18 protein-coding genes, 2 pseudogenes and 1 riboswitch are annotated in these 23,315 nt (G+C 74.3%); of the genes and pseudogenes, 10 read left to right on the top strand and 10 right to left on the bottom strand.

Going from position 1 to position 23,315, the window contains the following annotated elements; translation table 11 throughout:
• Positions 1–59: 59 nt before the first annotated feature.
• The 6 genes from ACIBW6_RS17200 to ACIBW6_RS17175 form a co-directional block, all read right to left on the bottom strand.
• Positions 60–1,433: an NtaA/DmoA family FMN-dependent monooxygenase gene (locus tag ACIBW6_RS17200; RefSeq protein ID WP_399060255.1), complete on the bottom strand. Its 1,374-nt coding sequence runs from the start codon at positions 1,431–1,433 to the stop codon at positions 60–62.
• 21 nt (positions 1,434–1,454) lie between these two features.
• Complete coding sequence (locus ACIBW6_RS17195; RefSeq protein WP_399060253.1) at positions 1,455–2,666, bottom strand: LLM class flavin-dependent oxidoreductase; 1,212 nt, start codon at positions 2,664–2,666, stop codon at positions 1,455–1,457.
• A gap of 262 nt (positions 2,667–2,928) precedes the next feature.
• Positions 2,929–3,090 carry a putative leader peptide gene (locus ACIBW6_RS17190; protein ID WP_399060251.1) on the bottom strand — a complete coding sequence of 54 codons (162 nt, stop codon included), beginning with the start codon at positions 3,088–3,090 and terminating at the stop codon, positions 2,929–2,931.
• A gap of 168 nt (positions 3,091–3,258) precedes the next feature.
• Entirely contained in the window at positions 3,259–3,918 is a 660-nt protein-coding gene (locus ACIBW6_RS17185) for a YceI family protein (RefSeq protein WP_399060249.1), read from the bottom strand.
• A 186-nt stretch (positions 3,919–4,104) separates the two neighbouring features.
• Entirely contained in the window at positions 4,105–5,292 is a 1,188-nt protein-coding gene (locus ACIBW6_RS17180) for an amidohydrolase family protein (RefSeq protein WP_399060247.1), read from the bottom strand.
• 74 nt (positions 5,293–5,366) lie between these two features.
• Positions 5,367–7,181 carry a flavin-containing monooxygenase gene (locus tag ACIBW6_RS17175; protein ID WP_399060245.1) on the bottom strand — a complete coding sequence of 605 codons (1,815 nt, stop codon included), beginning with the start codon at positions 7,179–7,181 and terminating at the stop codon, positions 5,367–5,369.
• 393 nt (positions 7,182–7,574) lie between these two features.
• On the opposite strand from ACIBW6_RS17175, the gene ACIBW6_RS17170 reads away from it, so the two are divergent.
• Both ACIBW6_RS17170 and ACIBW6_RS17165 read left to right on the top strand, forming a co-directional pair.
• Positions 7,575–8,630 carry an SDR family NAD(P)-dependent oxidoreductase gene (locus ACIBW6_RS17170; RefSeq protein ID WP_399060243.1) on the top strand — a complete coding sequence of 352 codons (1,056 nt, stop codon included), beginning with the start codon at positions 7,575–7,577 and terminating at the stop codon, positions 8,628–8,630.
• Positions 8,631–8,830: 200 nt separating this feature from the next.
• Complete coding sequence (locus ACIBW6_RS17165; RefSeq protein ID WP_399060240.1) at positions 8,831–9,880, top strand: SMP-30/gluconolactonase/LRE family protein; 1,050 nt, start codon at positions 8,831–8,833, stop codon at positions 9,878–9,880.
• A gap of 9 nt (positions 9,881–9,889) precedes the next feature.
• Here the strand turns inward: ACIBW6_RS17165 and ACIBW6_RS17160 are convergent, their stop codons facing one another.
• Both ACIBW6_RS17160 and ACIBW6_RS17155 read right to left on the bottom strand, forming a co-directional pair.
• A complete protein-coding gene (locus ACIBW6_RS17160; protein WP_399060238.1) occupies positions 9,890–10,510 on the bottom strand; it encodes a helix-turn-helix domain-containing protein in 621 nt (206 codons plus the stop codon).
• Positions 10,511–10,596: 86 nt separating this feature from the next.
• A pseudogene (locus ACIBW6_RS17155) lies at positions 10,597–11,082 on the bottom strand (TetR family transcriptional regulator); the annotation flags it as partial.
• Here ACIBW6_RS17155 and ACIBW6_RS17150 point away from each other — a divergent pair.
• Positions 11,080–11,877 (top strand): annotated as a pseudogene (locus ACIBW6_RS17150) (oxidoreductase); the annotation flags it as partial. The pseudogenes ACIBW6_RS17155 and ACIBW6_RS17150 overlap by 3 nt on opposite strands.
• 51 nt (positions 11,878–11,928) lie before the next feature.
• On the opposite strand, the gene ACIBW6_RS17145 reads toward ACIBW6_RS17150, so the two are convergent.
• Complete coding sequence (locus ACIBW6_RS17145) at positions 11,929–12,642, bottom strand: class I SAM-dependent methyltransferase (protein WP_399060236.1); 714 nt, start codon at positions 12,640–12,642, stop codon at positions 11,929–11,931.
• Between the two features lie 594 nt (positions 12,643–13,236).
• Here ACIBW6_RS17145 and rho point away from each other — a divergent pair.
• From rho to ACIBW6_RS17110, 7 genes are all read left to right on the top strand, one after another.
• The gene (gene rho / locus ACIBW6_RS17140) at positions 13,237–14,433 is read left to right on the top strand and encodes a transcription termination factor Rho (protein WP_399060234.1); all 1,197 of its coding nucleotides are present in this window, start codon (positions 13,237–13,239) and stop codon (positions 14,431–14,433) included.
• 29 nt (positions 14,434–14,462) lie between these two features.
• Complete coding sequence (locus ACIBW6_RS17135; RefSeq protein WP_399060232.1) at positions 14,463–14,963, top strand: GNAT family N-acetyltransferase; 501 nt, start codon at positions 14,463–14,465, stop codon at positions 14,961–14,963.
• A gap of 92 nt (positions 14,964–15,055) precedes the next feature.
• Positions 15,056–15,559 carry an inorganic diphosphatase gene (locus ACIBW6_RS17130; RefSeq protein ID WP_399060231.1) on the top strand — a complete coding sequence of 168 codons (504 nt, stop codon included), beginning with the start codon at positions 15,056–15,058 and terminating at the stop codon, positions 15,557–15,559.
• 29 nt (positions 15,560–15,588) lie between these two features.
• Positions 15,589–15,809, top strand: a riboswitch (cobalamin riboswitch).
• A gap of 31 nt (positions 15,810–15,840) precedes the next feature.
• Positions 15,841–16,953 (top strand): HoxN/HupN/NixA family nickel/cobalt transporter, encoded by a 1,113-nt coding sequence (locus tag ACIBW6_RS17125; RefSeq protein WP_399060229.1) that lies wholly within the window; start codon positions 15,841–15,843, stop codon positions 16,951–16,953.
• Positions 16,954–17,255: 302 nt separating this feature from the next.
• Entirely contained in the window at positions 17,256–18,473 is a 1,218-nt protein-coding gene (locus ACIBW6_RS17120; protein ID WP_399060227.1) for a hypothetical protein, read from the top strand.
• A 280-nt stretch (positions 18,474–18,753) separates the two neighbouring features.
• Positions 18,754–20,259 (top strand): MFS transporter, encoded by a 1,506-nt coding sequence (locus ACIBW6_RS17115; RefSeq protein WP_399060225.1) that lies wholly within the window; start codon positions 18,754–18,756, stop codon positions 20,257–20,259.
• A 76-nt stretch (positions 20,260–20,335) separates the two neighbouring features.
• The gene (locus tag ACIBW6_RS17110; RefSeq protein WP_399060224.1) at positions 20,336–21,055 is read left to right on the top strand and encodes a dienelactone hydrolase family protein; all 720 of its coding nucleotides are present in this window, start codon (positions 20,336–20,338) and stop codon (positions 21,053–21,055) included.
• Between the two features lie 237 nt (positions 21,056–21,292).
• Here the strand turns inward: ACIBW6_RS17110 and ACIBW6_RS17105 are convergent, their stop codons facing one another.
• The gene (locus tag ACIBW6_RS17105) at positions 21,293–23,257 is read right to left on the bottom strand and encodes a M13 family metallopeptidase (protein ID WP_399060222.1); all 1,965 of its coding nucleotides are present in this window, start codon (positions 23,255–23,257) and stop codon (positions 21,293–21,295) included.
• Between the last annotated feature and the right edge of the window lie 58 nt (positions 23,258–23,315).

Genomic DNA, 23,315 nt, shown 5'->3' with positions numbered 1-23,315 from the left:
GCTGTCCTCCTGGGCGCCGGCCGGGCGGCGCCGGGGCGCGCGGGCGGGCGGGCGCGTCGTCATGAGGCGGCCCGCGCGTCCCGTACGTCGTCGGGGTGGGCGAGGCCGAGGTGGTGGCGCAGGGTGGGGCCTTCGTAGGCGGTGCGGAAGACGCCGCGCTCGCGGAGCAGCGGGACGACCTGGTCGGCGAAGGCGTCGAGGCCGCCGGGGGTGAGGTGCGGGACGAGGATGAAGCCGTCGGCCGCGTCCGCCTGGACCAGGTCGTTCAGGGTGCGGGCGACGGTGGCGGGCGAGCCGACGAAGGACTGCCGGTTGCCGGTGTTGATGACGAGGTCGCGGATGGACCACCCGTTGGCCGCGGCGCGTTCGCGCCACTCGCGGGCGGTGGCCAGCGGGTCGCGGTACATCCGGACCTGGGCCCGGCCCTCGGCGATGTGCCGGTCCCGCACGTCCGGATCGACGTCGGGCAGCGGCCCGTCGGGGTCGTAACCGCTCAGATCGCGGTTCCAGACGAATTCGAGGTGCTTGATCGCGGTGGCTCCGCTGACCTGCCGGCGGCGCACGTCGCGGGCGAGCTCCTCGGCCTCGGCGTCGGTGTCGCCGAGGACGAAGGTCGCGGCAGGCAGGATCTTGAGCTGGTCGGGGGTGCGGCCGTACGCGGCCAGGCGGCGCTTGACGTCCGCGTAGAAGTCCTGCCCCTCCTTGAGCGTGGCGTACCGGCTGAAGATCGCGTCGGCGCTCGACGCGGCGAACTCCCGGCCCTCCTCGGAGTCCCCGGCCTGGAAGACGACGGGGCGGCCCTGCGGGGAGCGCGGGACGTCGAACTGCCCCTGGATGTCGAAGTGATGGCCGGTGTGGACGAAGGAGCCCGCCTTCGCGTCGTTCAGGAAGACGCCGGTCCCCGGGTCGGCGACGATCTCGTCGCCGCGCCAGGAGTCGAAGAGTTCACCGGCCGTGGCCAGGAACTCCTCGGCCCGCGTATAGCGCTCGTCCTGGGGCAGGAAGCCACCGCGGCGGAAGTTCTCGCCGGTGAAGGCGTCCCATGAGGTGACGACGTTCCAGGCGGAGCGGCCACCGGAGAGGTGGTCGAGGGTGGCGAACTGCCGGGCCACTTCGTAGGGCTCGTTGAACGTGGAGTTGATGGTGCCGGTCAGGCCGAGGTGCTCGGTGACGGCGGCGAGCGCGGCCAGCACGGTGAAGGTGTCGGGGCGGCCGACGACGTCCAAGTCATAGATCTTTCCGCCCTGTTCGCGCAGGCGGAGCCCTTCGGCGAGGAAGAGGAAGTCGAACGTGGCGCGTTCGGCGGTCCGCGCGAAGTGGGCGAACGAGCTGAACTCGATGTGGCTGCCGGCCCGCGGATCGCTCCACACGGTGGTGTTGTTGACCCCGGGGAAGTGTGCGGCCAGATGGATCTGCTTCAGCGGCTTGCTCATGGTGGGCGGTCTCCGTCCGGCTCAGGCGGTCGCGGTGGTGGCGTAGCGGTTGGCGGGGCGGTCGAGTCCGAGCAGACCGCGCAGCGTGCGGGCCTCGTAGGCGCGGCGGAAGGCGCCCCGGCGCTGGAGTTCGGGGACGAGGCCGCGGGTGATCGCCGGCAGGTCGTGCCCGAGCACGGCGGGTCGCAGCCGGAAGCCGGTCAGCCCGGCGTGCGCCCACTCCTGCAACAGGTCGGCGAGGTCCGCGGGGGTCCCGGCGAAGATCCGTGCGTCGCTGGTGTACGGGGCCCCGGCGAGGTCGTCGAGCCGCTCGCGGCGCGCCCGCGCAGCGCCCGGGTCGTCGTCGAGGAGGACGACGAGGTCACCGAAGACGTGCAGGGGCTCGTCGGCGCGGCCCGCTTCGCGCCGGGCGGCGCGCAGTTCGGCGACGATCGCACGGGCGTCGTCGGCGTCGCGCGGGGTGACATGGCCGAGGTCGCCCTGCCGGGCCACCAGCCGGTACGGGACGCGGGCGTGGGCGAGGGCGCTGACCACGGGCTGGCCCTGCGGCGGCCGGGGCGTGATCGAGGGCCCCTTCACCGCGAAGTGGCGCCCCTCGAAGTCGATGTAGTGCAGCTTGTCGCGGTCGATGAAGCGGCCGGTCGCCTCGTCCCGGATCTCGGCGTCGTCCTCCCAGCTGTCCCAGAGGCGGCGCAGGACCTCCACGTAGTCGGCGGCCTCGTCGAAGAGGCCGGTCACGAACTCCCCGTCGAGGTCCGGGCGTTCGGGGTCGAGCAGCGGGACCGTGCGGCGGCCGAAGTGGGCGGCCTCGTCCGGCCGCGCGGAGACCTTCACGCGCACCCCGGCGCGTCCGCCGCTCACGTGGTCGAGGGTGGCGATGGCCTTGGAGAGGTGGAACGGCTCGGTGTGCGTCACCACCGCGGTCGGCACAAGACCGATGTGCCGGGTGAGCGGGGCGACGCGGGCGGCGAGCAGGACGGCGTCGAGGCGGCCGCGGACCTGGTCGGTGCGGCCGTCGGGTGCGAAGGGGTGGGAGGACTGCAGACCGAGCCCGTCCTCGAAGGTGACGAAGTCGAGCAGCCCGCGCTCGGCCTCGGCGACCAGGTCCGCCCAGTAGGCGGCGGTGAAAAGGGCGCGGGGCCGGGCCACCGGCTCGCGCCAGGAGGCCGGATGCCAGCCGGTGCCTTCGAGGGCGACGGCGAGGTGCAGCGCGGGGGCGGGGTGCGAGGACACAGGGCTGTGCCTTCCTTCGAGTCCGTACGAGAACGCGCCGTCTTCCGCGCGCGTGGCGCGGGACGCGGGGGCTACAAGCGGCGACGGGGGCGGCCCCGGGCCGGGTCCGCCGTCGGGGCAGGACCGGCCGGGGCGGGGACCGCCGGAGGGGCAGGACCGGCCGGAGGGGGCAGGACCAGCCGGGCCGCGCTCGCCGGTTCCGGGGCGCACATCGCCGGGGGCGAGCGGCCTCAGGGACGTACGCGAGCGGGCGATGGCCTCGTCAGCGTCGACAGAGCGCGCCGGCCACGCGCCGCAGATCGACGTACGGCCGGGTGTGAAGCCGGACGCGGCGCCGCGGGGCGAGCGCACGGGGGCAGCGCGCACGGCGGCGCGGGGCGGGTGAACGGGGGCCGCGCGGGGGGCAGTCGGGCTCGTGTCGCATGTCCCGCCTCCCTCCGTGCCGCCGGGGCCGCTCTCCTACCCGTCCATGTCTAACAGGCGCGGGGCCCGAGGATCATTGCGGCCGTGTGAAATCAGCGGCAGGGGCGCACATGGCGGCGCCCTCCGCCGGCCTCGGGCCGGGGAGGGCGCCGCTGCGTCCGTCGTCCTCCTACGACAGGGGCGTGGCCCGGATCGCGGAGATGTCGAACTGGAGCCGGACCTTCTCGCTCACCATGGTGCCGCCGGCCTCCAGCCGCTGGTTGTAGACCAGGCCCCAGTCGGTGCGGTCGATGGTGGTGGTGCCGTCGAATCCGGCCCGCTCGAAGCCGAAGGGGTCGAGGACCGAGCCGAGGTAGTCGAGTTGCAGTTCGACGGGGCGGGTGACGCCGCGGATCGTCAGATCACCCGCCATCCGGAAGGACTCGCCGCCCTCGTGGACCGTGGAGGTGCTGCGGAACACCATCTCCGGGTGGCGCTGGGCGTCGAAGAAGTCCTTGCCGATCAGGTGCGCGTCCCGCTGTTCCACGCCCGTGTCGACGCTGGCGACCCTGATGACGATCTCGGCGCGCGACGCGGCGGGGCGGGCGCCGTCGAAGTAGAGCGTGCTGTCGTAGTCGGCGAAGGCGCCGCGCACCGTCGTGACCATCGCGTGGCGCACGGAGAAGCCGACCCGGCTGTGCGGGCGGTCGATGGTCCACTCGCCGGTCAGGGCGCGCAGCGCGGGGTCGAGCGCCGTCCCGGCGGCCGCGGCGGCGGGGAACGGCGTGGCGGGGCCCGCCTCGGGCAGCGGCTCGAGGGTCGCGGTCGGGCGACGGCTGAAGATACCCATGATGTCGTCGTCTCCTTCGGGTCTGATCGTCCCGTGCTATCACGCGGGTCGCCGCCGCCCCGGAGCGAGATGAGGGGCCTCGTCCGGGTTCCATGGACCGGCCCGCAAAGATGCACAGGATCGGCACGAAAAAGCCGGCACCCTGGGGTGATCACCCGTCACGAACGGTCACGCACGCCGTCACGGTCACCGCGCGGGGGGCGCCAGGTGCCGTCCCGCGGCGACCACGGCCCGTACGGACGCCAGCGCGCCGAGGTCCTCCAGCGGGTCCCCGTCGACCGCGAGGACGTCGGCGCTGTGGCCGGGGGTGAGCTGTCCGGTCTCGTCGCCGATCCCCAGGGCGCGCGCGGCGTCGGCGGTGGCCATGGCGAGGACGCGGTCGTGGCTCAGGCCCAGGTGCGCGTAGAAGGGGAGGGCGGCCGGCAGGCCGTCGAAGCCGGCCCGCTGCACCCCGGCGTCGGTGCCCGCGACGAGCCGGACCCCGGCCGACGCCATCCGCCGTACGGCGTCGGACAGGGCGGCGGCGCGTTCGGCGCCGAAGATCTCCGGCAGCCGCCGCCAGTGCGGGCTGACCGTCGGGCACACGTGGATGCCCTGTTCGACGATCCGGTCGAGTACGTCGGCACGGACGTCGATCCCGCTGGACGTCATCCAGGTGCAGTGTTCGAGCGTGTCGACGCCGGCCGCGACCGCGGCGGCGATGCCGTCGGCGCCGTGCGCGTGGGCGGCGACCGGCACTCGCGCGCGGTGCGCCTCGTCGACGAGCGCCGCCAGTTCGGCGTCGGTGAACTGCGACTCCCAGCTCTGGGCGCCGCCCTTCGTGAGGCCGCCGCCGGTCGCCATGACCTTGATGACCCCGGCCCCGGCCGCGACGTTGCGCCGCACGAGACGGCGGATCTCGTCGCTGCCGGTGGCCTCGCCGCCGAGGAACCAGCAGTGGCCGCCGGGCACGGTCACCGGTGTCGCCGCGCAGACGACGCGCGGGCCGGGGACCTCGCCCGCGCCGACGGCCGCGGCGAGGCGCAGCGCGAGGCCGCCCCGGTCGCCGAGGTCGCGGACGGTGGTGACGCCGGCGCCGAGAAGGCGGCGGGCCCGCTGGGCCATGGCGGCGAACAGGGCCGTGTCGTCCTGCTCAGCCAGCGTGGCGACCGGGTCGGTGCCGCCGTCGAAGCAGAGGTGGACGTGGGCGTCGATCAGGCCGGGCAGGAGCGTCCCCGCGGGGAAGGCGAGCCGGGGCTCGTCGGGGCGGGCGAGCCGCTGGACCTCCTCGCGGGGGCCGACCCTGGCGATACGGCCGGCGCGGACCAGGACGGCCCCGTCGGGCAGGGGGCGCCGGTCGGCCCCGGCCAGGACACGGGCGGCGGTGAGCAGCATGGGGGCTCGCTTTCGCTGGTGCGGCAAGGCGGTGACGGCACCGTACCGGCCCCGCCGCACCGGCGGACGCGGGTCTACCGGGCGGAGGCGGCGGCCCGTGCCCGCAGCACCTCGCCGATGTTCTCCTCGCGCCAGCGGCGCAGCAGGTCGTGGAAGGCGACGGCGCCGTGCGGGTAGGCGGTCGGGCCGTTCGGCCGGCCGCGGCCCTCGCGGTTGTAGTAGCCGGGGGTGCATTCGGCGTGGAACCACGCGTGGTCCGGGGCGCCCTGGGCGCAGACCCCGACCCAGGCGTCCTCGCTCTGCGGGGTCGGCTCCACCAGGGCGCCCTTCTCCTCGGCGGCGGCGACGAGCGCGGCGGCGTGCACGGCCTGCTCGTCCAGGATGTGCGTGTAGTTCACGCTGCTGGCGTTCTGCAGCGAGCCCAGCTGGATCAGGTTCGGGAAGCCGTGGCTGGTGAATCCGTGCAGGCTGCGCGGGCCCCGTCGCGCCCGGTCGGCGAGGAGCTGGACGCCGCCGCGGCCGGTGACCGGCAACTGGCCCGAGGTGACACCGGAGACGCCGACGGAGAACCCGGTGGCGAAGATCAGGCAGTCCACCTCGTACTCCACGCCGTCCACGACGACGCCGCGCTCGGTCATGCGCTCGATGCCGTGGGTCGTGGAGGTGTCCACGAGGGTGACGTTGTCCCGGTTGAAGGCGGGCAGGTACCGGTCGGAGAAGGTGGGGCGCTTGCACGCGTACCGGTACCAGGGCTGGAGGGCCGCGGCGGTGGCGGGGTCGGCGACCTCGGCGGCGACCCGGTCCCGTATCCGGTTCATGGTGGCGTGGTCCGCGGCCTCGTAGGCGGCCTCGAACTCCGGTTCGCCGGAGCGGCGGAAGCTGGGCAGGAGCTTCTCCAGGAGTGCGGCCGACGCCGTCCAGCCGTCGCCGACGAGGTCCTGCCCGGCGTCCTCGCCCGAGACGATCCGCAGGAAGTTCTCGCGGCGTTCGGCGGCCCAGCCCGCGCGCTCCGCGCCGACCTCCTGCGGTGTCGTGCGCCGCTGACCGCGCACGTCCACGGCGGAGGGGGTGCGCTGGAAGACGTAGAGCCGCTCGGCGTCCTCGGCCAGTGCCGGGATGACCTGGACGCCGGTGGCGCCGGTGCCGACGACGCCGACGCGCTTGCCCGCGAGGCCGCTCAGGCCGCCGTCGGGGCCGCCGCCGGTGTACCCGTAGTCCCAGCGCGAGGTGTGGAAGGTGTGGCCCCGGAACTCCTCGATCCCGGGGATGCCGGGCAGCTTGGGCTCCGAGAGCGTGCCGGTGGCGGTGAGGACGTAGGTGGCGTGGAAGGCGTCGCCGCGGTCGGTGCGCACCAGCCACCGCTCGACGGTCTCGTCCCAGGTCAGGGAGGTGACGGCGGTGGAGAACAGGGCGTCGTCGTACAGCTTCGCCTGCTCGGCGATGCGCACCGCGTGCCGCCGGATCTCCTCGCCCGGGGCGTACTTCCACTCGGGCACGTAGCCGGTCTCGTCGAGCATCGGCAGGTAGACGTGCGACTCGATGTCGCAGTGGATGCCCGGGTAGCGGTTCCAGTACCAGGTGCCGCCGAAGTCGCCGCCCTTCTCCACGACGCGGACCTGGGCCACGCCCTGCCGGCGCAGCCTTGCGCCCGCCAGGATGCCGCCGAAGCCGCCGCCGACGACCGCCACGTCCACCACGTCGTGCAGCGGCTCGCGCCGCACCGGTTCGGTGTACGGGTCCGCGGCGAAGTAGCCGAACTCCGCGGTCGTCGCGCGGTACTGGCCCGGCCCCTCGGGGCGCACGCGGCGCTCGCGCTCGGCGCGGTAGCGCTCGCGGAGCGCGGCGGTCTCCTGCGGGGTGGGCGGGTGCTCGCAGCGGGGCAGGGCCATCGGACGGCGTCCTCTCGTGGGGGGTGGGCACGCGGCGCCGCACGGGTGTGGGGCGGTGCCCGGTCTGGGCGTCCCGAACGGCTCCGGGTACCGTAACCCAGCAACCGGACAGCGTTGTCCGGTTGTCCGGACCCTGGCGGGATCGCTTCCCTGCGGCCCCGCGAGCGCGCCACGCGGCGGCCCCCGGGGGTGGCGCGCCATGTCGGCCGCCGACCGCCGTCGCCGGCTGCCGAACCGCCGTCGTCGGCTGCCGGACCGCCGTCGTCGGCTGCCGGACCGCCGTCGTCGGCTGCCGACGGTTGCAGAGGGTCGCCGAGGGTCTCGACCCCCGCTGACCGGAACTGAGCGCTGTCCCGACCGGGCGGCGTCGACCCAGAACCCGAAAGGCCCGCGATGTCCGATCTCACCCCCGCCTCCCCGTTGCGCGACTGGCTGGCCGACCCCGCCGCCGGACAGGTGCTGCGCGGCGTGCTGGCCGCGCAGGGCCAGAGCGAGGAGGCCCTCTCCCCCGCCCTCGGCCTGCCGCTCGAACAGTTGGTACGGATGTCGGGCGGGGCGTTCCCGGCGGAGCTGGTGGACGCCCTGGTCACGGCCGCCGCCACTGGGGAGGTCCCGGAGGAGCTGCCCACCGCCCCCGCGGCCCCCGCCACCCGGCAGGCACCGGAGACGGACCTCGTGAGCGGCACGCCCGAGCCGTGGACCGAGCGGATCACGCCGGGCCGCTTCGAGGGCCAGACCGTCGTCGTCACCGGCGCCGCCTCCGGCATCGGCCGGGCCGTCACCGGCCGGATCGTGCGCGAGGGCGGCCGGGTGGTCGCCGTGGACGTGTCCGGGAACGTGGCGGCGCTCACCGCGGAGTTCGGCGCGGCCGTCGTCCCGGTCGTCGCGGACATCACCGCGCCCGCGTCGGCGGAGACCGTCCTGGCCGCCGCGGGCGGCCGGGTGGACGGCCTGGCGAACGTGGCGGGCGTGATGGACGACGACGCCGCCGTGCACGAGGTCGACGACAAGGTCTGGGAGCGCGTCCTGCGCGTCAACGTCGACGGGCCCATGCGGCTGATGCGCGCGCTCGTGCCCGGCATGCTCGCCGCGGGCGGCGGCCGGATCGTCAACGTCGTCTCCGAGGCGGCGCTGCGCGGCTCGGCGGCCGGCGCCGCGTACACGACCTCCAAGCACGCCCTGGTGGGGCTGACCAGGTCGTCGGCGTACCAGTACGCGGGCACGGGCGTCACGGTCAACGCCGTCGCCCCGGGCGCGGTCGCCACCGGCATCCAGGTGCCCGCCCCCGCCCCCTACGGCTCGGCCCGCACCGCGAAGATGCGGGTCGCGATACCCGGCCTGGCGATGGCCGAGGAACTGGCGGCCTCGATCACGTTCCTGCTGAGCAGGGACGCGGTGAACATCAATGGCGCGATTCTGCCGTCGGACGGTGGGTGGTCCGTGGCCTGAGCGGGGTCCCGCCGGGGGGCGCCGTCAGAGTCCTGTACGGGCCCCCGCCCGGGCCTCGTACGGGTGTACGGGGGTCCCGCGGGGCCCCGCACGGCCCGGCCCTCCCCCGACTCCTCCAAGACCGCCGGCCCCGCCGGTCCGTACGTCTCCCGTTCGCCACGTCGTCCGGTCCGCAGGACGGCCGGAAGGAGCACTCCCGTATGACCACGCTTCGCGCGCCCCGCACCGCCGCCGCAGCCGCCGGGCTCGCCGCACTGGCCGTCCTCGCGCTGCCGGCCCTGACCGGCTGCGGCACCCAGGCGGCCGGCGCCGCCGCCCCGGGCCCGGTCACGCCCGGCGAGGGCAGGAGCATCCGGGCCACCCAGGTCTCTCACGTCACGGACGTGCACGAGGCCACCGGCACGACCCTGCTGGAGGGCCCCGTCCTCGACGGCCGCGGCCGGCTGACCGTCGTCGACGTCACCGCGCCCGCCGGCGAGCCAAAGGTCCTCTCCGTCGACGTCACCACCGGCAGGCACCGGGGCGTCTACACCGACAGGACCGGCGCGTACACCTCGGCGCAGCTCAGTCCGTACGACGGCCGGATGTACCTGACCGACTTCGCCTCCGGTTCCGTCGTCAGCATCGAACCGGACGGCTCGGACCCCCGGACCTTCTTCTCGGGGAAGGTCGACGGCTCGGCGATGACCCCCGACGACCTCGCCTTCGACGCCGACGGGCACCTGTACGTCAGCGACGCCCACGGCACGGAGCCGGACGAGACCGACGGCCGGATCGTACGCATCGACCGCGACGGCGAGCGGGCCACCGTCCTTGCCGACGGGCTCGCCCAGCCCAACGGGATCATGTTCGACCCGGACCTCGCGGGCCTGTGGATCAGTGAACTGACCGAGGACACCCTCTCCTACCTGCTGCTGGACGCCGGGAAGACCGCGGTGACCTCGCGGCACGAGGCCGTCCACGTCGACGGCGGCCTCGCCCAGACCGACTCGATCGCCGTGGACGCCGACGGCAATCTCTACCAAGGGCTGCACGGCCGGCCGGCGATCGCCGTCTACAGCAAGTACGGAGCGCGGCTGGCCACCGTCGAACTTCCGGCCGAGGCGGCGGCAGGCCTGCGGTCGGCGACGAACGTCGCCATCGCGCCCGGCCGCAGGACGGCCTACACGACCGTCAGCGGCCCCGACGGCGGCTACGTCTACCGGTTCGAGGCCCTGGCCGAGGGCATCCGGCAGTCCAACGGCGGCTGAGGCCCGCGCCTACGCGTCGTCGGCTGCTTCCCAGGGCCGCACCGGGCCCACCCGGGCCCCGAGCAGCTGCCAGGCCCGCAGCGCGATGCGCTCCCGCTCCGCCAGGGTGGGGCCGGCGACGGCCCCGGACACCATCGCGACGGCGAGCATGAGGTCGTCGGCGGTGAGCCGCGTCCCGGCCGGCTGACAGCGGGCCAGGACGGTGCGTACCCGGCCGGACAGGGCCTGGGCCTCCGCGCCGTCGCCGCGCACGCGCAGCAGGTCGACGAAGGCGGTCGACCGCGTCAGGTGCCAGGTGACCACGCCGAGCACGCGCGGGAGGTCCGCGTCCGGGCCGGCGGCGGCCCGCTCGATGTGCCGGACGTTCTCGTCCAGGACGGCGGAGGCCAGGGAGACCCGGTCGGCGAAGTGCCGGTACAGGCTGCCCTGCCCCACCCCGGCGCGGCGCGCGACGGCGGAGAGCGGGGCGTTCAGCCCCTGTTCGGCGAAGACCTCGCGCGCGGCCGCGATGAGCGCGGCCCGGTTGCGGGCCGCGACCCGCCGTCCCTGGTTGGCCGACCGCCCACCGCCCGCGGCGGCCGCGTCCGGGGCGGCCGGCTGGGGGGCGGAGGGCTCGGCGGGGTTCGTCACCGGGGCAGCGTAGTACGGCGCCGGCCGCCCGGCGCTCCGCCTTCCGGCAGATCAGCGGCGGTGGGAGGGGGACCGGGGGGCGGCCGCTACACCGTACTCGGCGCGGGTCCGTCCAGCGCACCGGCGATGACCGCGAAGGCCTCGTCGAGGAGGGCCACCGGGTCCCGCGCCGCGTCGCTCGTGCTCCAGCGCTGGAGCACGACGTGGAAGGCGGTGAGGGCGGCTCCCGTGGCCAGCCGCGGGTAGAAGTCGGCCGCGGGGTCCAGGCCGAACCGGCGCGCCAGCTCCCCGGCCAGATCGTCGCGCCACTGGGCCTGGCGTTCCAGGAAGCGGGCGTGCAGGGCGGGGGTGCGCAGGATCAACCGGACGACCCGCAGCGCCCGTTCGGAATCGGCCGCGCACGTGGTGACGGGCACCCGCACGGTGTGCAGCAGCGCCGCGGCCGGGGCTTCCCCGGCGGGCCGCGCGGCGAGCGCGGCGCCCATGTCCGCACCCATATCGGTCAGGAACTGCACGACGTCCTCTTTGGACGCGAAGTAGCGGAAGAAGGTCCGCTTGGAAACTCCGGCCGCCGGGGCGCCCACGTCGTCCTCGCCGTGCGCGACGTGGAGCGGGGGCGGGCCGCCGCCGCGACCGCGGGCCGGCCCGGCGCCGCCCGGCTCGACGTACGCCGGCGCGACCTCGCCGACCTCGACTCCGTGCACGCCTTCGCCGACGGGCTGCGCGCCGACCACCCGCGCGTCGACGTACTCCTCAACAACGCGGGGGTGATGGCGCCGCCGCACACCCTCACCGCGCGGGGGCACGAGGTGCAGTTCGCGACGAACCACCTCGGGCACTTCGCGCTCACCGCGCTGCTGCTCGACCTGCTGGCGCAGGCGCCGGATCCGCGGGTGGTGACGGTGAGTTCGCTGGAACACCGCAAGGGACGGATCGACTTCACCGATCTGAGCGGCGCCTGCGGCTACCGGCCGATGGCGTTCTACCGGCAGTCGAAGCCGGCCAACGCGGTGTTCGGGCTCGAACTGCACCGGCGCCTGACCGCGGCGGGCTCCCCGCTGCGCAGCGTCCTCGCGCACCCCGGGTACAGCGCGACGGGCCTGCAGACGAACGGCACGGTGTGGGTGCCGCGCCTGCTCTTCGGCCATCTGGCCCGCCCGCTGGCGCAGTCGGCGGAGCAGGGCGCGCTGCCCCAGCTGTACGCGGCGACCGAACCCGGCGTGCGGGGCGGGGAGTTCATCGGGCCGGGCGGTCGCGGCGAGATGCGCGGGGCGCCGACCCGGGTCACGGCGGCCCCGGCCGCCACCGACACCGAGGTGGCCCAGCGCCTGTGGGACGTCTCGCAGGAGCTGACCGGGGTGACCTTCCCGCTCCCGTCCACCACGCAGCCGGCCCCTGACCCGCGCCCACGGACCGCGCTACGAGCGGCGCGTAGCCACGACCAGTCGGCAGCGCGGGCTGCCGTCGGGTCGCTCGCCCAGCTCGGGCAGGGGCCGCAGCGCGACGTCGAACCCGGCCCGTGCCAACTCCCGCCGCACGTCGCCGAGTCGGAACGGGCGGTAGTACATGACGAACGGCGGCCGCCACACCGCGTTGCGCAGGCGCATCGCGCCGTCGAACCCGAGCATCGCCCAGTACCCGCGCGAACCGGGGCGCGGCGGCGCCGGCAGCGGGAACGCGAACTGACCTCCGGGGCGCAGCACTTGGCGCACCTGGGTGAACAGGTCCGGGTACTGGCCCGGTACGAAGTGACCGAACGCGCCGAAGCTCACCACGAGGTCGAAGACCGGCCCGAAGGGCAGTGCGAGGGCGTCTGCGCGCACGCACGAGGCCGCCGGTTCGGCGGCGCGCGCGACCCGCAGCATGCCCGCGCTGAAGTCGACCCCGACGCTCCGCCCCGTGCACACCTCGCGGAGCACGCCGAGCCCCGCCCCGGTCCCGCAGCACAGGTCGAGCCCGGTGCCGTACGGACCGAGGTCGCGCAGCGCCCGCGTGACCGGGCCGAGCAGGAGGTCGGGGGTGCGGAACGGCGTCCGGTCGAACTTCGGCGCGAGCAGGTCGTAGCCGCGCTCGACCGACGACAGCGCCTGCACGGCCAGCTCGCGGAGGGTGGGCCCCTGGGGTGTGAACATGGCGGATCAGCATAGGTCCGCGGGGTGACGGCGGGCGGTCATGGCGCGCATCCCGCATCGAGTGGTACGGTCTGTTCGGCACATGTGTACGCCCCCTTCGAGGCGCCGGTGCCGATCTCTCCTCTCCGTGCCTGAGCGCACTTCCCCTTGCGGATCGCGGCCCTGGCACACGTCGCACCTGGTCAGCAGGGTCAGGCGGGCCGTTCGCCCCACCCCTGAGCCACCAGGCCCTTCCGGGCCACGGGCTGTCGGGGTGAGCCCCCGCCGCCCCACTCCACGGGCGTGATCCGCTCCCTCCACGGGCCGGGCCCGCCACTCCTTTCCGGCGGCACGTCCCACCGCCCGTTCTCCGGGCAAGATGCCCCGGCCCCCGGGGACGGGGCTCACACCTGGTCCATCCCGATGGGCGGTGCCCACCGCCACACCGCGGGGAGCTGGGAATCTCCGTCCCGCTCCACGGCTGCGCGGCACCCCACCCCCGACGGCAGGGCCCCCATCACAGGGCCCCCAGCGCAGGAGGCCGAGCCCCACCATCCGACCCTCATCACCCCCCAGCCACACCCCCACCCACACCCCGAAGGACCGTGACCGACCATGACCACGCTCACCACCACCCTCCCCCCGCGGAACACCCCCGCCGACCAGGCACGTTCCGCCACCACACCCCGACCCCCCGCCCCGGCCGCCGGCGTCCTCGACATCGGGGCGAACGGGCAGGGCCGGCTGCGCGGGAGCGGCCTGCTGCCGACGGACGGCGACGTCCAGGTGCCCGCCGCCCTGATCCGCCGACTCGGCCTGCGCAAGGGCGACTTCGTGACCGGGACCTGCACCCGGCCCCAGGCGCTCGACCACGTCGGGACCGTCGAGGGCGCACCGACGGATGCGGCTCCCGCCCGCATCCGCTCTCGCCCTCACTTCGCCGACCTCACCCCCCTGCACCCCACCGACCGCCTGCGCATGGAGAGCCCGGCGAGCGGCCTCGGGGGCCGCGTCGTCGACCTGTTCGCTCCCGTCGGCAAGGGCCAGCGCGGCCTGATCGTCGCGCCGCCGAAGACCGGCAAGACCGTCCTGCTGCAACAGCTCGCCGCGGCCGTCGCCGTCAACCACCCCGAGGCCCACCTGATGGTGCTGCTCGTCGACGAACGCCCCGAGGAGGTCACCGACATGCGGCGCTCCGTGCGCGGCGAGGTCTACGCCTCCACGTTCGACCAGCCGGCCAAGGCCCACATCGCGCTCGCCGAACTCGCCGTGGAGCGCGCCAAGCGCCTGGTCGAGCGGGGCCGTGACGTCGTGGTCCTGCTCGACTCGCTGACCCGGCTGTGCCGCGCGTACAACACCGCGGCCCCCTCCTCGTCCGGCGGCGGCCGCACCCTCTCCGGCGGGGTCGACGCGGCCGCGCTGCTCGGCCCCAAGCGCCTGTTCGGCGCGGCCCGCGCCACGGAGGAGGCGGGTTCCCTGACGGTCCTCGCCACCGCCCTGGTCGACACCGGTTCGCGCGCCGACGACTACTTCTTCGAGGAGCTGAAGGGCACCGGCAACATGGAGCTGCGCCTGGACCGTGCCCTCGCCGACCGCCGCGTCCACCCCGCCGTCGACCTCGCCCCTTCCGGCACCCGCCGCGAGGAACTCCTGCTGTCCGCCGCGGAGTCGGCGGCCGTCCGCGGGCTGCGCCGGGCCCTCCAGGGCCGCGACCCCCACAGCGCCTACGAGTCGCTGCTCGACACGCTGCGCCGTACCCCGGACAACGCCGCGTTCCTGCGCCAGGTCCACTCGACGGTCCCGACCCGCTGACACCCGGCCGGATGCGTAATACTCGCTTCATGACTTCGATCCTGACGCGCCCCGGCCGCGACCCGGCCGTCACGGTGCGGCGGGCCACCGCGGGCGACGCCAAGAGGCTGACCCGGCTCGTGCGCGGCTCCCGCGCCTATGAGGGGCAGTACGCGTCGATGGTCGCGGGCTACCGGATGGGGCCCGACTACATCGAGGCGCACCGGGTCTTCGTCGCGACCGACACGGCGCGGGACCGTCCCGCCCGCGTTCTCGGCTTCTACGCGCTGCTCCTCGCCCCGCCGGAGCTGGACCTGATGTTCGTCGCGAACGACGCCCAGGGCCTGGGCATCGGCCGGCTGCTCGTCGCCCACATGCGCGAGGAGGCCGCCGCCGCGGGCCTGGACCACGTCCGGGTCGTCGCGCACCCACCGGCCGAGGGCTTCTACCGCAGCGTGGGCGCCGTGCGCACCGGCACCGCAGCCGCCCGTCCGCCCGCCGTCGCCTGGGACCGCCCCGAACTCGTCCTCCCCCTCACGCCCGCGGTGTGAACTCCGCCGCGGTCGCAGGGGTTCCGCCCTCGCCGCCCACGGCGCACACTCGGTGGCATCCGAGCGGGCGGCAATGCGGCAAGGAGGCCACATTGGGCGGCAGCGAGACGCGGGGCGAGGCGTTCGACGTGATCGTGGAGATCCCGCAGGGGTCCCGGAACAAGTACGAGATGGACCACGAGCTCGGGCGGATCCGGCTCGACCGGATGCTGTTCACCTCGACCCAGTACCCCGCGGACTACGGCTACATCGACGGCACGCTCGGCGGCGACGGTGACCCGCTGGACGCGCTCGTGCTGACCGCCGACGCCACGTTCCCCGGCTGCACCATCGAGTGCCGGGCCATCGGCATGTTCGTGATGAGCGACGAGAAGGGCCCCGACGAGAAGATCCTCTGCGTCCCCGCCCACGATCCGCGCCACGCCGCCATCCAGGACATCGAGGACATCCCGGAGTTCGACCGCCTGGAGATCACCCACTTCTTCGAGGTCTACAAGGACCTGGAGCCCGGCAAGTCGGTGGACGGCTCGCACTGGGAGGGCCGGGACAAGGCCTACCAGGAGATCGCACGGGCGCGCGGACGCCGGCCGGCCTGACCGCCCGTCGGCGCCGGCGAGCGCGTCGACTAGGGTGATCGGGCCGTGGTGCTCGGGAAGACCGGTGACGGCCCCCAGGGGTCAAGTCCGGAGCGGCCCTCGCCACTGTGATCGGGCCCCGCTCCGCCCCCGGGACGGCGCGGGACGCACCGCTCCACCGTGCCACTGGCCGCCGCCCGGCGGCTGGGAAGGCCGGAGCGGCGTGGCACGCCCGTAAGCCAGGAGACCGGCCACGGCATCTCACGAAGTGATTCCACGAGGTGCTGGAGCGTGATCAAGGCATGACCTTGCCCGGAAACTCCCCTGCGCGGCCCGCCGGGCCGCCCGCCTTCCGCTGGCGCCGCGAGGACACCGTGCGCACCGCGGGGCTCCTGGCGGTGATAGCGGCCCTGCACGTCGTCGCGTTCGGCGTGCTGTTCCTGCTCGTCGTCCCCGAGCACTACGAGGTCGGCAACAAGGCCTTCGGCATCGGCCTGGGCGTCACCGCGTACACCCTCGGCATGCGGCACGCCTTCGACGCCGACCACATCGCGGCGATCGACAACACGACCCGCAAGCTGATGGCGGACGGCAGACGACCGGTCTCCGTGGGGTTCTGGTTCGCGCTCGGCCACTCCAGCGTGGTCGTCGCGATGGCCGCCCTGGTCGCGGGCGGGGCCGCCCTCGCGGGCATCCTGCTGAACGACGAGTCCCGCACCCACCAGGCGCTCGGTGTCGTCGGCACGACCGTCTCCGGTACGTTCCTGTACCTCATCGCCGCCCTGAACCTCGTCGCCCTGCTGGGCATCCTGAAGGTCTTCCGGGCGATGCGCGGGGGCTCGTACGACGAGCGGGAGCTCGAAGCGCACCTGGACTCCCGGGGTTTCATGAACCGTGTGCTGGGCCGCTTCACCCGGTCGATCACCCGGCCGGGACAGATGTACCCGCTCGGCTTCCTCTTCGGGCTCGGCTTCGACACGGCGACCGAGGTGACGCTGATGGTGATGGCGGGCAGCGGCGCGGCGGCCGGGCTGCCCTGGTACGCGATCCTGTGCCTGCCGCTGCTGTTCGCGGCGGGCATGAGCCTGTTCGACACGCTCGACGGGACGTTCATGAACTTCGCGTACCAGTGGGCGTTCTCGAACCCGGTGCGCAAGGTGTTCTACAACCTCACCATCACCGGCCTGTCGATCGCGGTCGCGTTCTTCATCGGCACGATCGAGCTGGTCGGCGTCCTGCACGAGAAGCTCTCCCTCTCGGACGCGGTGACCGGCTGGATAGCCGGGCTCGACCTCGACAACGTCGGCTACGTCATCGTCGGCCTGTTCGTGGTGGTCTGGGCGGCGGCGCTCGCGTACTGGCGCCTCGCCCGGGTCGAGCAGCGGTGGTCGGCCCGGGTCGCCGGGAGCGGCTGAGCGCGGGCCGTTCACGCGACGCGGGCCGTTCGGCCCCCCACCCGGGGTCACTCGGCCCGCTCCCGGCGGCGGTGTCCGCTGCGATAGTGCTGTGCAGAGCCTCCCGTGCCCTCGCTCTCCCGCCGCGGCGCATGGTCGAGGCCCGGGCCCGCCGGCCGCAGAAGGGGGAACTGCGGCCGGCGGGCCCGGTCACGGGCACCGGCGGACCGCCCGTCCCGGCACGTCAGGGACGCTCCGGCGACGGCGGGAGCGATAGGGTGTCGCGTCGAACCGCAGCCGCCCGAACACGCAGGAGTACGCACGTGACCGTAGCCACCGACTCGTCCGAGGCCGTCCTGCCGTCCAGCGCGGACGCCGGGCAGGCGCCTGCCGCGGAGCCGCGGTCCACGACCGAGGTGCCGCAGGCGCGACCGGCCGGCTCCGGTGCGGACGAGAACTTCTGGCAGCCCCCGGCCGCCGGACGCGACGAGGAGCCCCAGGACGGCGCGGAAAGCGCGGCCGACGAGGATGACGAGCCGGGCGCAGGCGACGTGGCGGAGGCCGTCGTCGCCGACGCCCGGGCGTTCGGCGGCTACGCCCGGACCGGCGGCTGGACCTTCGCCCTGAAGGTGGCCCGCAGCGTCCGGCCCGGCGGCCAGAGCGCCGGCGAGACACCCAAGGTCTCGGCGCGCAGGTTCGCCGAGCTGGCGGAGTGTTCGGCCGACCGCGTCATGCGCTTCTACAAGGCGTGGGACCGGGCGGCGGACGACGGGGTGGTGCCCCAGTTCGAGGCCCTGACCCCGGGCGCCGGCATCGAACTGCCGGACGCCGAGCTCTGGTTGTCCTACTACGTGTCGCGCTCCAGCGCCGGTTCGGTGCGCGGCCAGGCGATCACCGAGGCCGCGGAGGCCGAGGGCATCCGGCCGACCAAGGCGCTGGAGGTCGCCGAGAACCCGACGGCGCTGCGGGCCGCGATCCTCGCCGACCCGGGCACGGCGGAGGCCGCCCGCAAGGCGCTGATGGACCGCCTCGGCGAGGACCCGGCGCTCCGTTCGGGCCTGGCCCGCGACATCGTGCGGGCGGACGAGCTGAAGAAGGCCGTCGCCGAGGAGTCCAGGACCGGCGACCGGCTCGAGTACGTCCGCAGGATCGCCGAGGAGGGCGAGGTCAAGACGGCGGCGGGGCAGAAGATCGAGGCGCCGGCGCAGCTGCGCGAGGAGGCCGAGCGCCACCTGTCCCTGATCGACGAGCTGGACGAGGACGAGGAGGCGGGCGAGTGGGCCCGCGAGGCGTACGACTCGGTGCGCACGCTCGTCGCGGAGGCCGTCGAGTCCGATCCCGAACTGCGGGTGCAGGAGCGGCGCGCGAAGTTCTACAGCAGCCTGCAGAAGGCCACGAAGGCCTTCGAGGAGCTGACGTTCGACGACGTCCAGGAGATCGACGCGATCTACGAGGACGACATGGTGCGGCGCCTGGAGGAGCTCCAGGCGGCCCTGTCGGTCTGCATCACGGCGCTCCAGGCGGCGCAGCAGAAGGACTGACGCCTCCGCGCGCACGCATGGCCGGTGCCCGGTCTCCCCTGGTGGGAGGCCGGGCACCGGTGCGTTCCCAGGGCGATGTAGCGCGGATCACTCCCGCCGACCCCAGCGAAACGTTGCCGTTTCGCTAGCGTCGACGTAGGCTCGTCGAGTCGAGAACGAAACCGTTTCGTTCCTTTATCCGGCGCCGTCGCGCACGGGTCCGCGGCCGCGCGTGCGCTCCCGCACCCACGCGGCGCCGGCGACGTCCTCGCTCCCCGTGACCTCTCTGGAGTGGCCTCACATGTCCCAGACGACCCTGGCCGGCGCCACCGGCACCTCAGCCCCGCCCGGCGCCCCGGCCTCCCGCAGGCGCTGGTGGATCCTGGGCATCATCGGCATCGCGCAGCTGATGGTCGTGCTCGACGCGACCATCGTGAACATCGCGCTCCCCTCCGCCCAGCAGGACCTCGGCTTCACCGACGGCAACCGGCAGTGGATCGTCACCGCGTACGCGCTGGCCTTCGCGTCGCTGCTGCTGCTCGGCGGCCGCATCGCCGACCTCTTCGGGCGCAAGCCCGCCTTCCTGATCGGTGTCGCGGGCTTCGCCGGCGCCTCCGTCCTCGGCGGCGCCTCCACCAGCTTCGGCATGCTGGTCACGGCCCGCGCGCTCCAGGGCGTCTTCGGCGCGCTGCTCGCCCCGGCCGCGCTGTCCCTGCTCAACACCACGTTCACCGACGCCAAGGAGCGGGCCAAGGCCTTCAGCGTCTACGGCGCGATCGCCGGGGCCGGCGGCGCGGTCGGGCTGCTGCTCGGCGGCGTCCTGACCGACACGCTCGACTGGCGCTGGACGCTGTACGTGAACCTCGTCTTCGCCGTCGCGGCCTTCGTGGGCGGCTGGGTCCTGCTGAGCGGCCACCGCGACGCCGCGGGCGCCAAGCTGGACCTGCCCGGCACCCTGCTCGTCTCGGCCGGCCTGTTCTCCCTCGTCTACGGATTCTCGAACGCCGAGACGCACGACTGGAGCTCCCCGCAGACCTGGGGCTTCCTGGCCGCGGGCGCGGTGCTGCTGACGGCCTTCACCTGGTGGCAGACGCGGGCGAAGCACCCGCTGCTGCCGATGCGCGTCCTGCTCGACCGGGACCGGGCCGCCTCCTTCGTCACCGTCCTGATCACCGGCGCGGGCATGTTCGGCGTGTTCTTGTTCCTCACCTACTACCTGCAGCTCAACCTGGGCTTCAGCCCGACGCGGACCGGTGTCGCGTTCCTGCCGATGATGGCCGCCCTGATGGTCATGGCGCAGATCTCCACGACGGTCCTGGTCCCGCGGATCGGTCCCAAGCTCGTCATCCCCGCCGGTTTCGCCGTCGCCGCCGCCGGCATGGCCTGGCTCACCGGGATCGGCGTCGACTCGGGCTTCGCCAGCCACGTGCTGCCGCAGCTGCTGCTCATCGGCGCGGGCCTTGGCGCCGTGATGCCGCCCGCCATGGCGCTGGCCACCAGCGGCATCGCCGCCGAGGACGCGGGCGTGGCCTCCGCGACGGTCAACACCATGCAGCAGGTGGGCGGTTCGATCGGCACCGCCCTGCTGAACACGCTCGCGGCGAGCGCCGCCACCGGCTACCTCGCGGGCCGCAACCCCGCGGACAAGCTGGTCCGGGCACAGGCCACGATCGAGAGCTACACCACGGCGTTCTGGTGGTCGGCCGGGTTCTTCGCCGCCGGCGCGGTCATCGCCTTCCTGCTCTACCGCCGCGGCGCCGGACAGAACGCGGCCGGGTCCGACGCGGCACCGGTCGTCCACATGTGACCACCCCCGTGCACACCCCGGCCCGCGCGGTGGCATCGTGGGGGACGATCATCGAGCTCAGCTCAGGAGGCACATCGTGGCGGACACCCCCGACACCCCCCGCTCCACCGGCCGGCCGAGCCACCAGAACGTGACGTTCGACAGCGCCGGCACCCCCGCCCACGGCTACCTGGCCCGGCCGCCCGCCGGCAGCGGCCCCGGCGTCCTCGTCATCCAGGAGTGGTGGGGGCTGACCGACCACATCGCCGACGTGGCCGACCGGCTCGCCGCCCAGGGCTTCGTCGCGCTCGCCCCCGACCTGTACGGCGGGAACGTGGCGCACGACTCCGACGAGGCGTTCCGCATGATGCGGGAGCTGCCCGTGGCGCGCGGCGTCGAGCTGCTCGCCGGCGCCGTCGACCACCTGCTCGCCCGGCCCGAGGTCACGTCGGAGACCGTCGGCGCGGTCGGCTTCTGCATGGGCGGCGGCTTCGTCCTGTACCTGGCGGCCTCGGACCCGCGGGTGAGCGCGGCCGTCCCGTTCTACGGCGTCATCCAGGGCGAGGTCCCCGACTTCTCGGGGCTGAAGGCCCAGATCCTCGGCCACTACGGGGAGCGGGACGAGGCGATCCCGGTGGCCACTCTCGACGGCCTGCGCCGGACCATCGAGCAGCAGTCAGGCATCGAGGCGGACTTCCGTGTGTACCCGGCGGACCACGCCTTCTTCAACGACGGCAGGCCCGAGGTGTACGACCCCGAGTCCTCGGCGAAGGCGTGGGCGGCGACGCTGGAGTTCCTCACCACCCACATCAGCTGAGCAGCGGGTCCGGGGCTGAGCCCCGGGGCGGGGGGGGGGGGGGGGGGGGGCCCCCCCCCCCCCCCCCCCCCCCCCCCCCCCGCGCCCCGCCCCCCCCCCCCCCCCGGGGCGGCCCCCCCCCCCCCCCCCCCCCCCCCCCGCCCCCCCCGGCGGGGGCGCGGGGGGGCGGGGGGGGGGCCCGGGGGGGGGGGGGCGGGGGGGCGCCCCCCCCCCGCCCCCGCCGCGCACCGGCTCAGCTCACCAGATCCGCACGCGGTCAGCCGGGTCGAGCCACAGCCCGTCCCCCGCCTCCGTGGCGAACGCCGTGTGGAACTCCTCGAGGTTGCGCACGATGTTGGCCCGGAACTCCGGCGGCGAGTGCGGGTCGATCGTCAGGTACTGCTGCTCCTGCTCCTTGCGCCGCTTGGTGCGCCAGCAGTAGGCCCAGTTCAGGAAGAGCCGCTGCGACCCGCTGACGCCGTCCTCGGTGACCGGCACCGGCGCGCCGTTCAGCGAGATCAGGTAGGCGGTGTGCCCGATGGTCAGACCGCCGAGGTCCCCGATGTTCTCCCCGACCGTGAGCGAGCCGTTGACGAACTCACCGGGCAGGTTGCGCGGCGAGAAGCCGTCGTACTGCTTGACGAGCGCCTTCGACTTGGCCTCGAAGGCGGCCTTGTCCTCGGCGGTCCACCAGTCGTTGAGGTTGCCCGCGCCGTCGTACTGGGCGCCCTGGTCGTCGAAGCCGTGGCCGATCTCGTGGCCGATGACGGCGCCGATGCCGCCGTAGTTCTCCGCGGCGTCCGCGTCCGGCGAGAAGAAGGGCTTCTGCAGGATGCCGGCCGGGAAGCAGATCTCGTTCGTGCCCGGGTTGTAGTACGCGTTCACCGTCTGCGGCAGCATGAACCACTCGTCGCGGTCGACCGGAGCGCCGATCTTGGCCAGCTGCCGGTCGTGCTCGAAGGCGTCGGCCGCGTGCGCGTTGGCCAGCAGGTCGTCGGCGACGACGGTCAGCGCGGAGTAGTCGCGGAAGGTGTCCGGGTAGCCGATCTTCGGCCGGAACGTGGCGAGCTTCTCGTACGCCCGCTCCTTGGTCTCGTCCGTCATCCAGTCCAGGGCGCCGATGGACTGCCGGTAGGCCTCCAGGAGGTTGGCGACCAGCTCGTCCATGAGCTGCTTGGACCGGGGCGGGAAGTGCCGGGCCACGTACTCCTTGCCGACGGCCTCGCCGACGGCGCCCTCGACGAACGCCACGGCGCGCTTCCAGCGGGCCCGCAGCTCCGGGGTGCCGTTGAGCGTGCGCCCGTAGAACTCGAAGTTGTTGCGGACGAAGGCCGACGACAGGTAGGGGGCGCTGCCGCGGACCACGCGCACGAGCAGCCAGTCGCGCCACTGCTCGATCGGGGTCTGCGCCAGCACCTCGGACAGGTGCGCCAGGTACGACGGCTGCCGGACGCAGGCCTGCGCGAGGGTGTCGTCGTTGCCGCCGAGCCCGTCGACGTACGCGCTCCAGTCGAAGGCCGGGGCCAGCGTGGTGAGTTCGTCGAAGGTGGTGAGGTTGTAGGTCTTCTGCACGTCCCGCGTCGCGGCCCGCTCCCAGTGGCCCTCGGCGAGCCGGGTCTCCAGGGCGAGGACGGTGCGCGCGGCGGCGGCCGGCGTGGCGTGCTCGGCGAGCGTCAGCAGCTCGGTGAGGTACGCCTCGTACTTCTCGCGCGTCTCGGCGAACTTCTCGTCGCGGTAGTACGACTCGTCGGGCAGGCCGAGGCCGCCCTGGAGGATGTTGTAGAGGTACCGGTCGGAGTCGCGGTCGTCGGAGTCGATGTAGGAGCCGAACAGGCCGGAGCCGCCGATGCGCTCGAAGCGGCCGAGGAAGGCGGCGAGCTGCCGCACGTCGCCGAGCCCGGCGACCTCCTGGAGCAGCGGGCGCACCGGGTCGAGGCCGCGGGCCTCGACGGCCTCCTCGTCCATGAACGACGCGTACAGATCGGCGATCTTACGGGCCTCCGCCGGGTCGAGGCCGGTGTCCGCGCCCGCCGCGATCTCCTGAATGATCTCCCTGACCTGCCGCTCCGCGACGTCGACGAGCTGCACGAAGGGGCCCCAGCTGGAGCGGTCGTCGGGGATCGGTTCGGTGGCCAGCCACCGGCCGTTCACATGGCCGAAGAGGTCGTCCTGCGGTCGGATCGCCGGGTCCATGCCCGGGCGTGCGTCATCCAGAGTGCTCATCGCCGCAGCCTACCCAGGTCAGTGGCGTGATACAGCAGCAAAAATGACGCACTGCCCC

Source organism: Streptomyces sp. NPDC049813, assembly GCF_044465085.1.
Taxonomy (GTDB): Bacteria; Actinomycetota; Actinomycetes; order Streptomycetales; family Streptomycetaceae; genus Streptomyces.
Note: the sequence above shows the minus strand (reverse complement) of the source record. Positions and strands in the feature narration are given on the sequence as shown.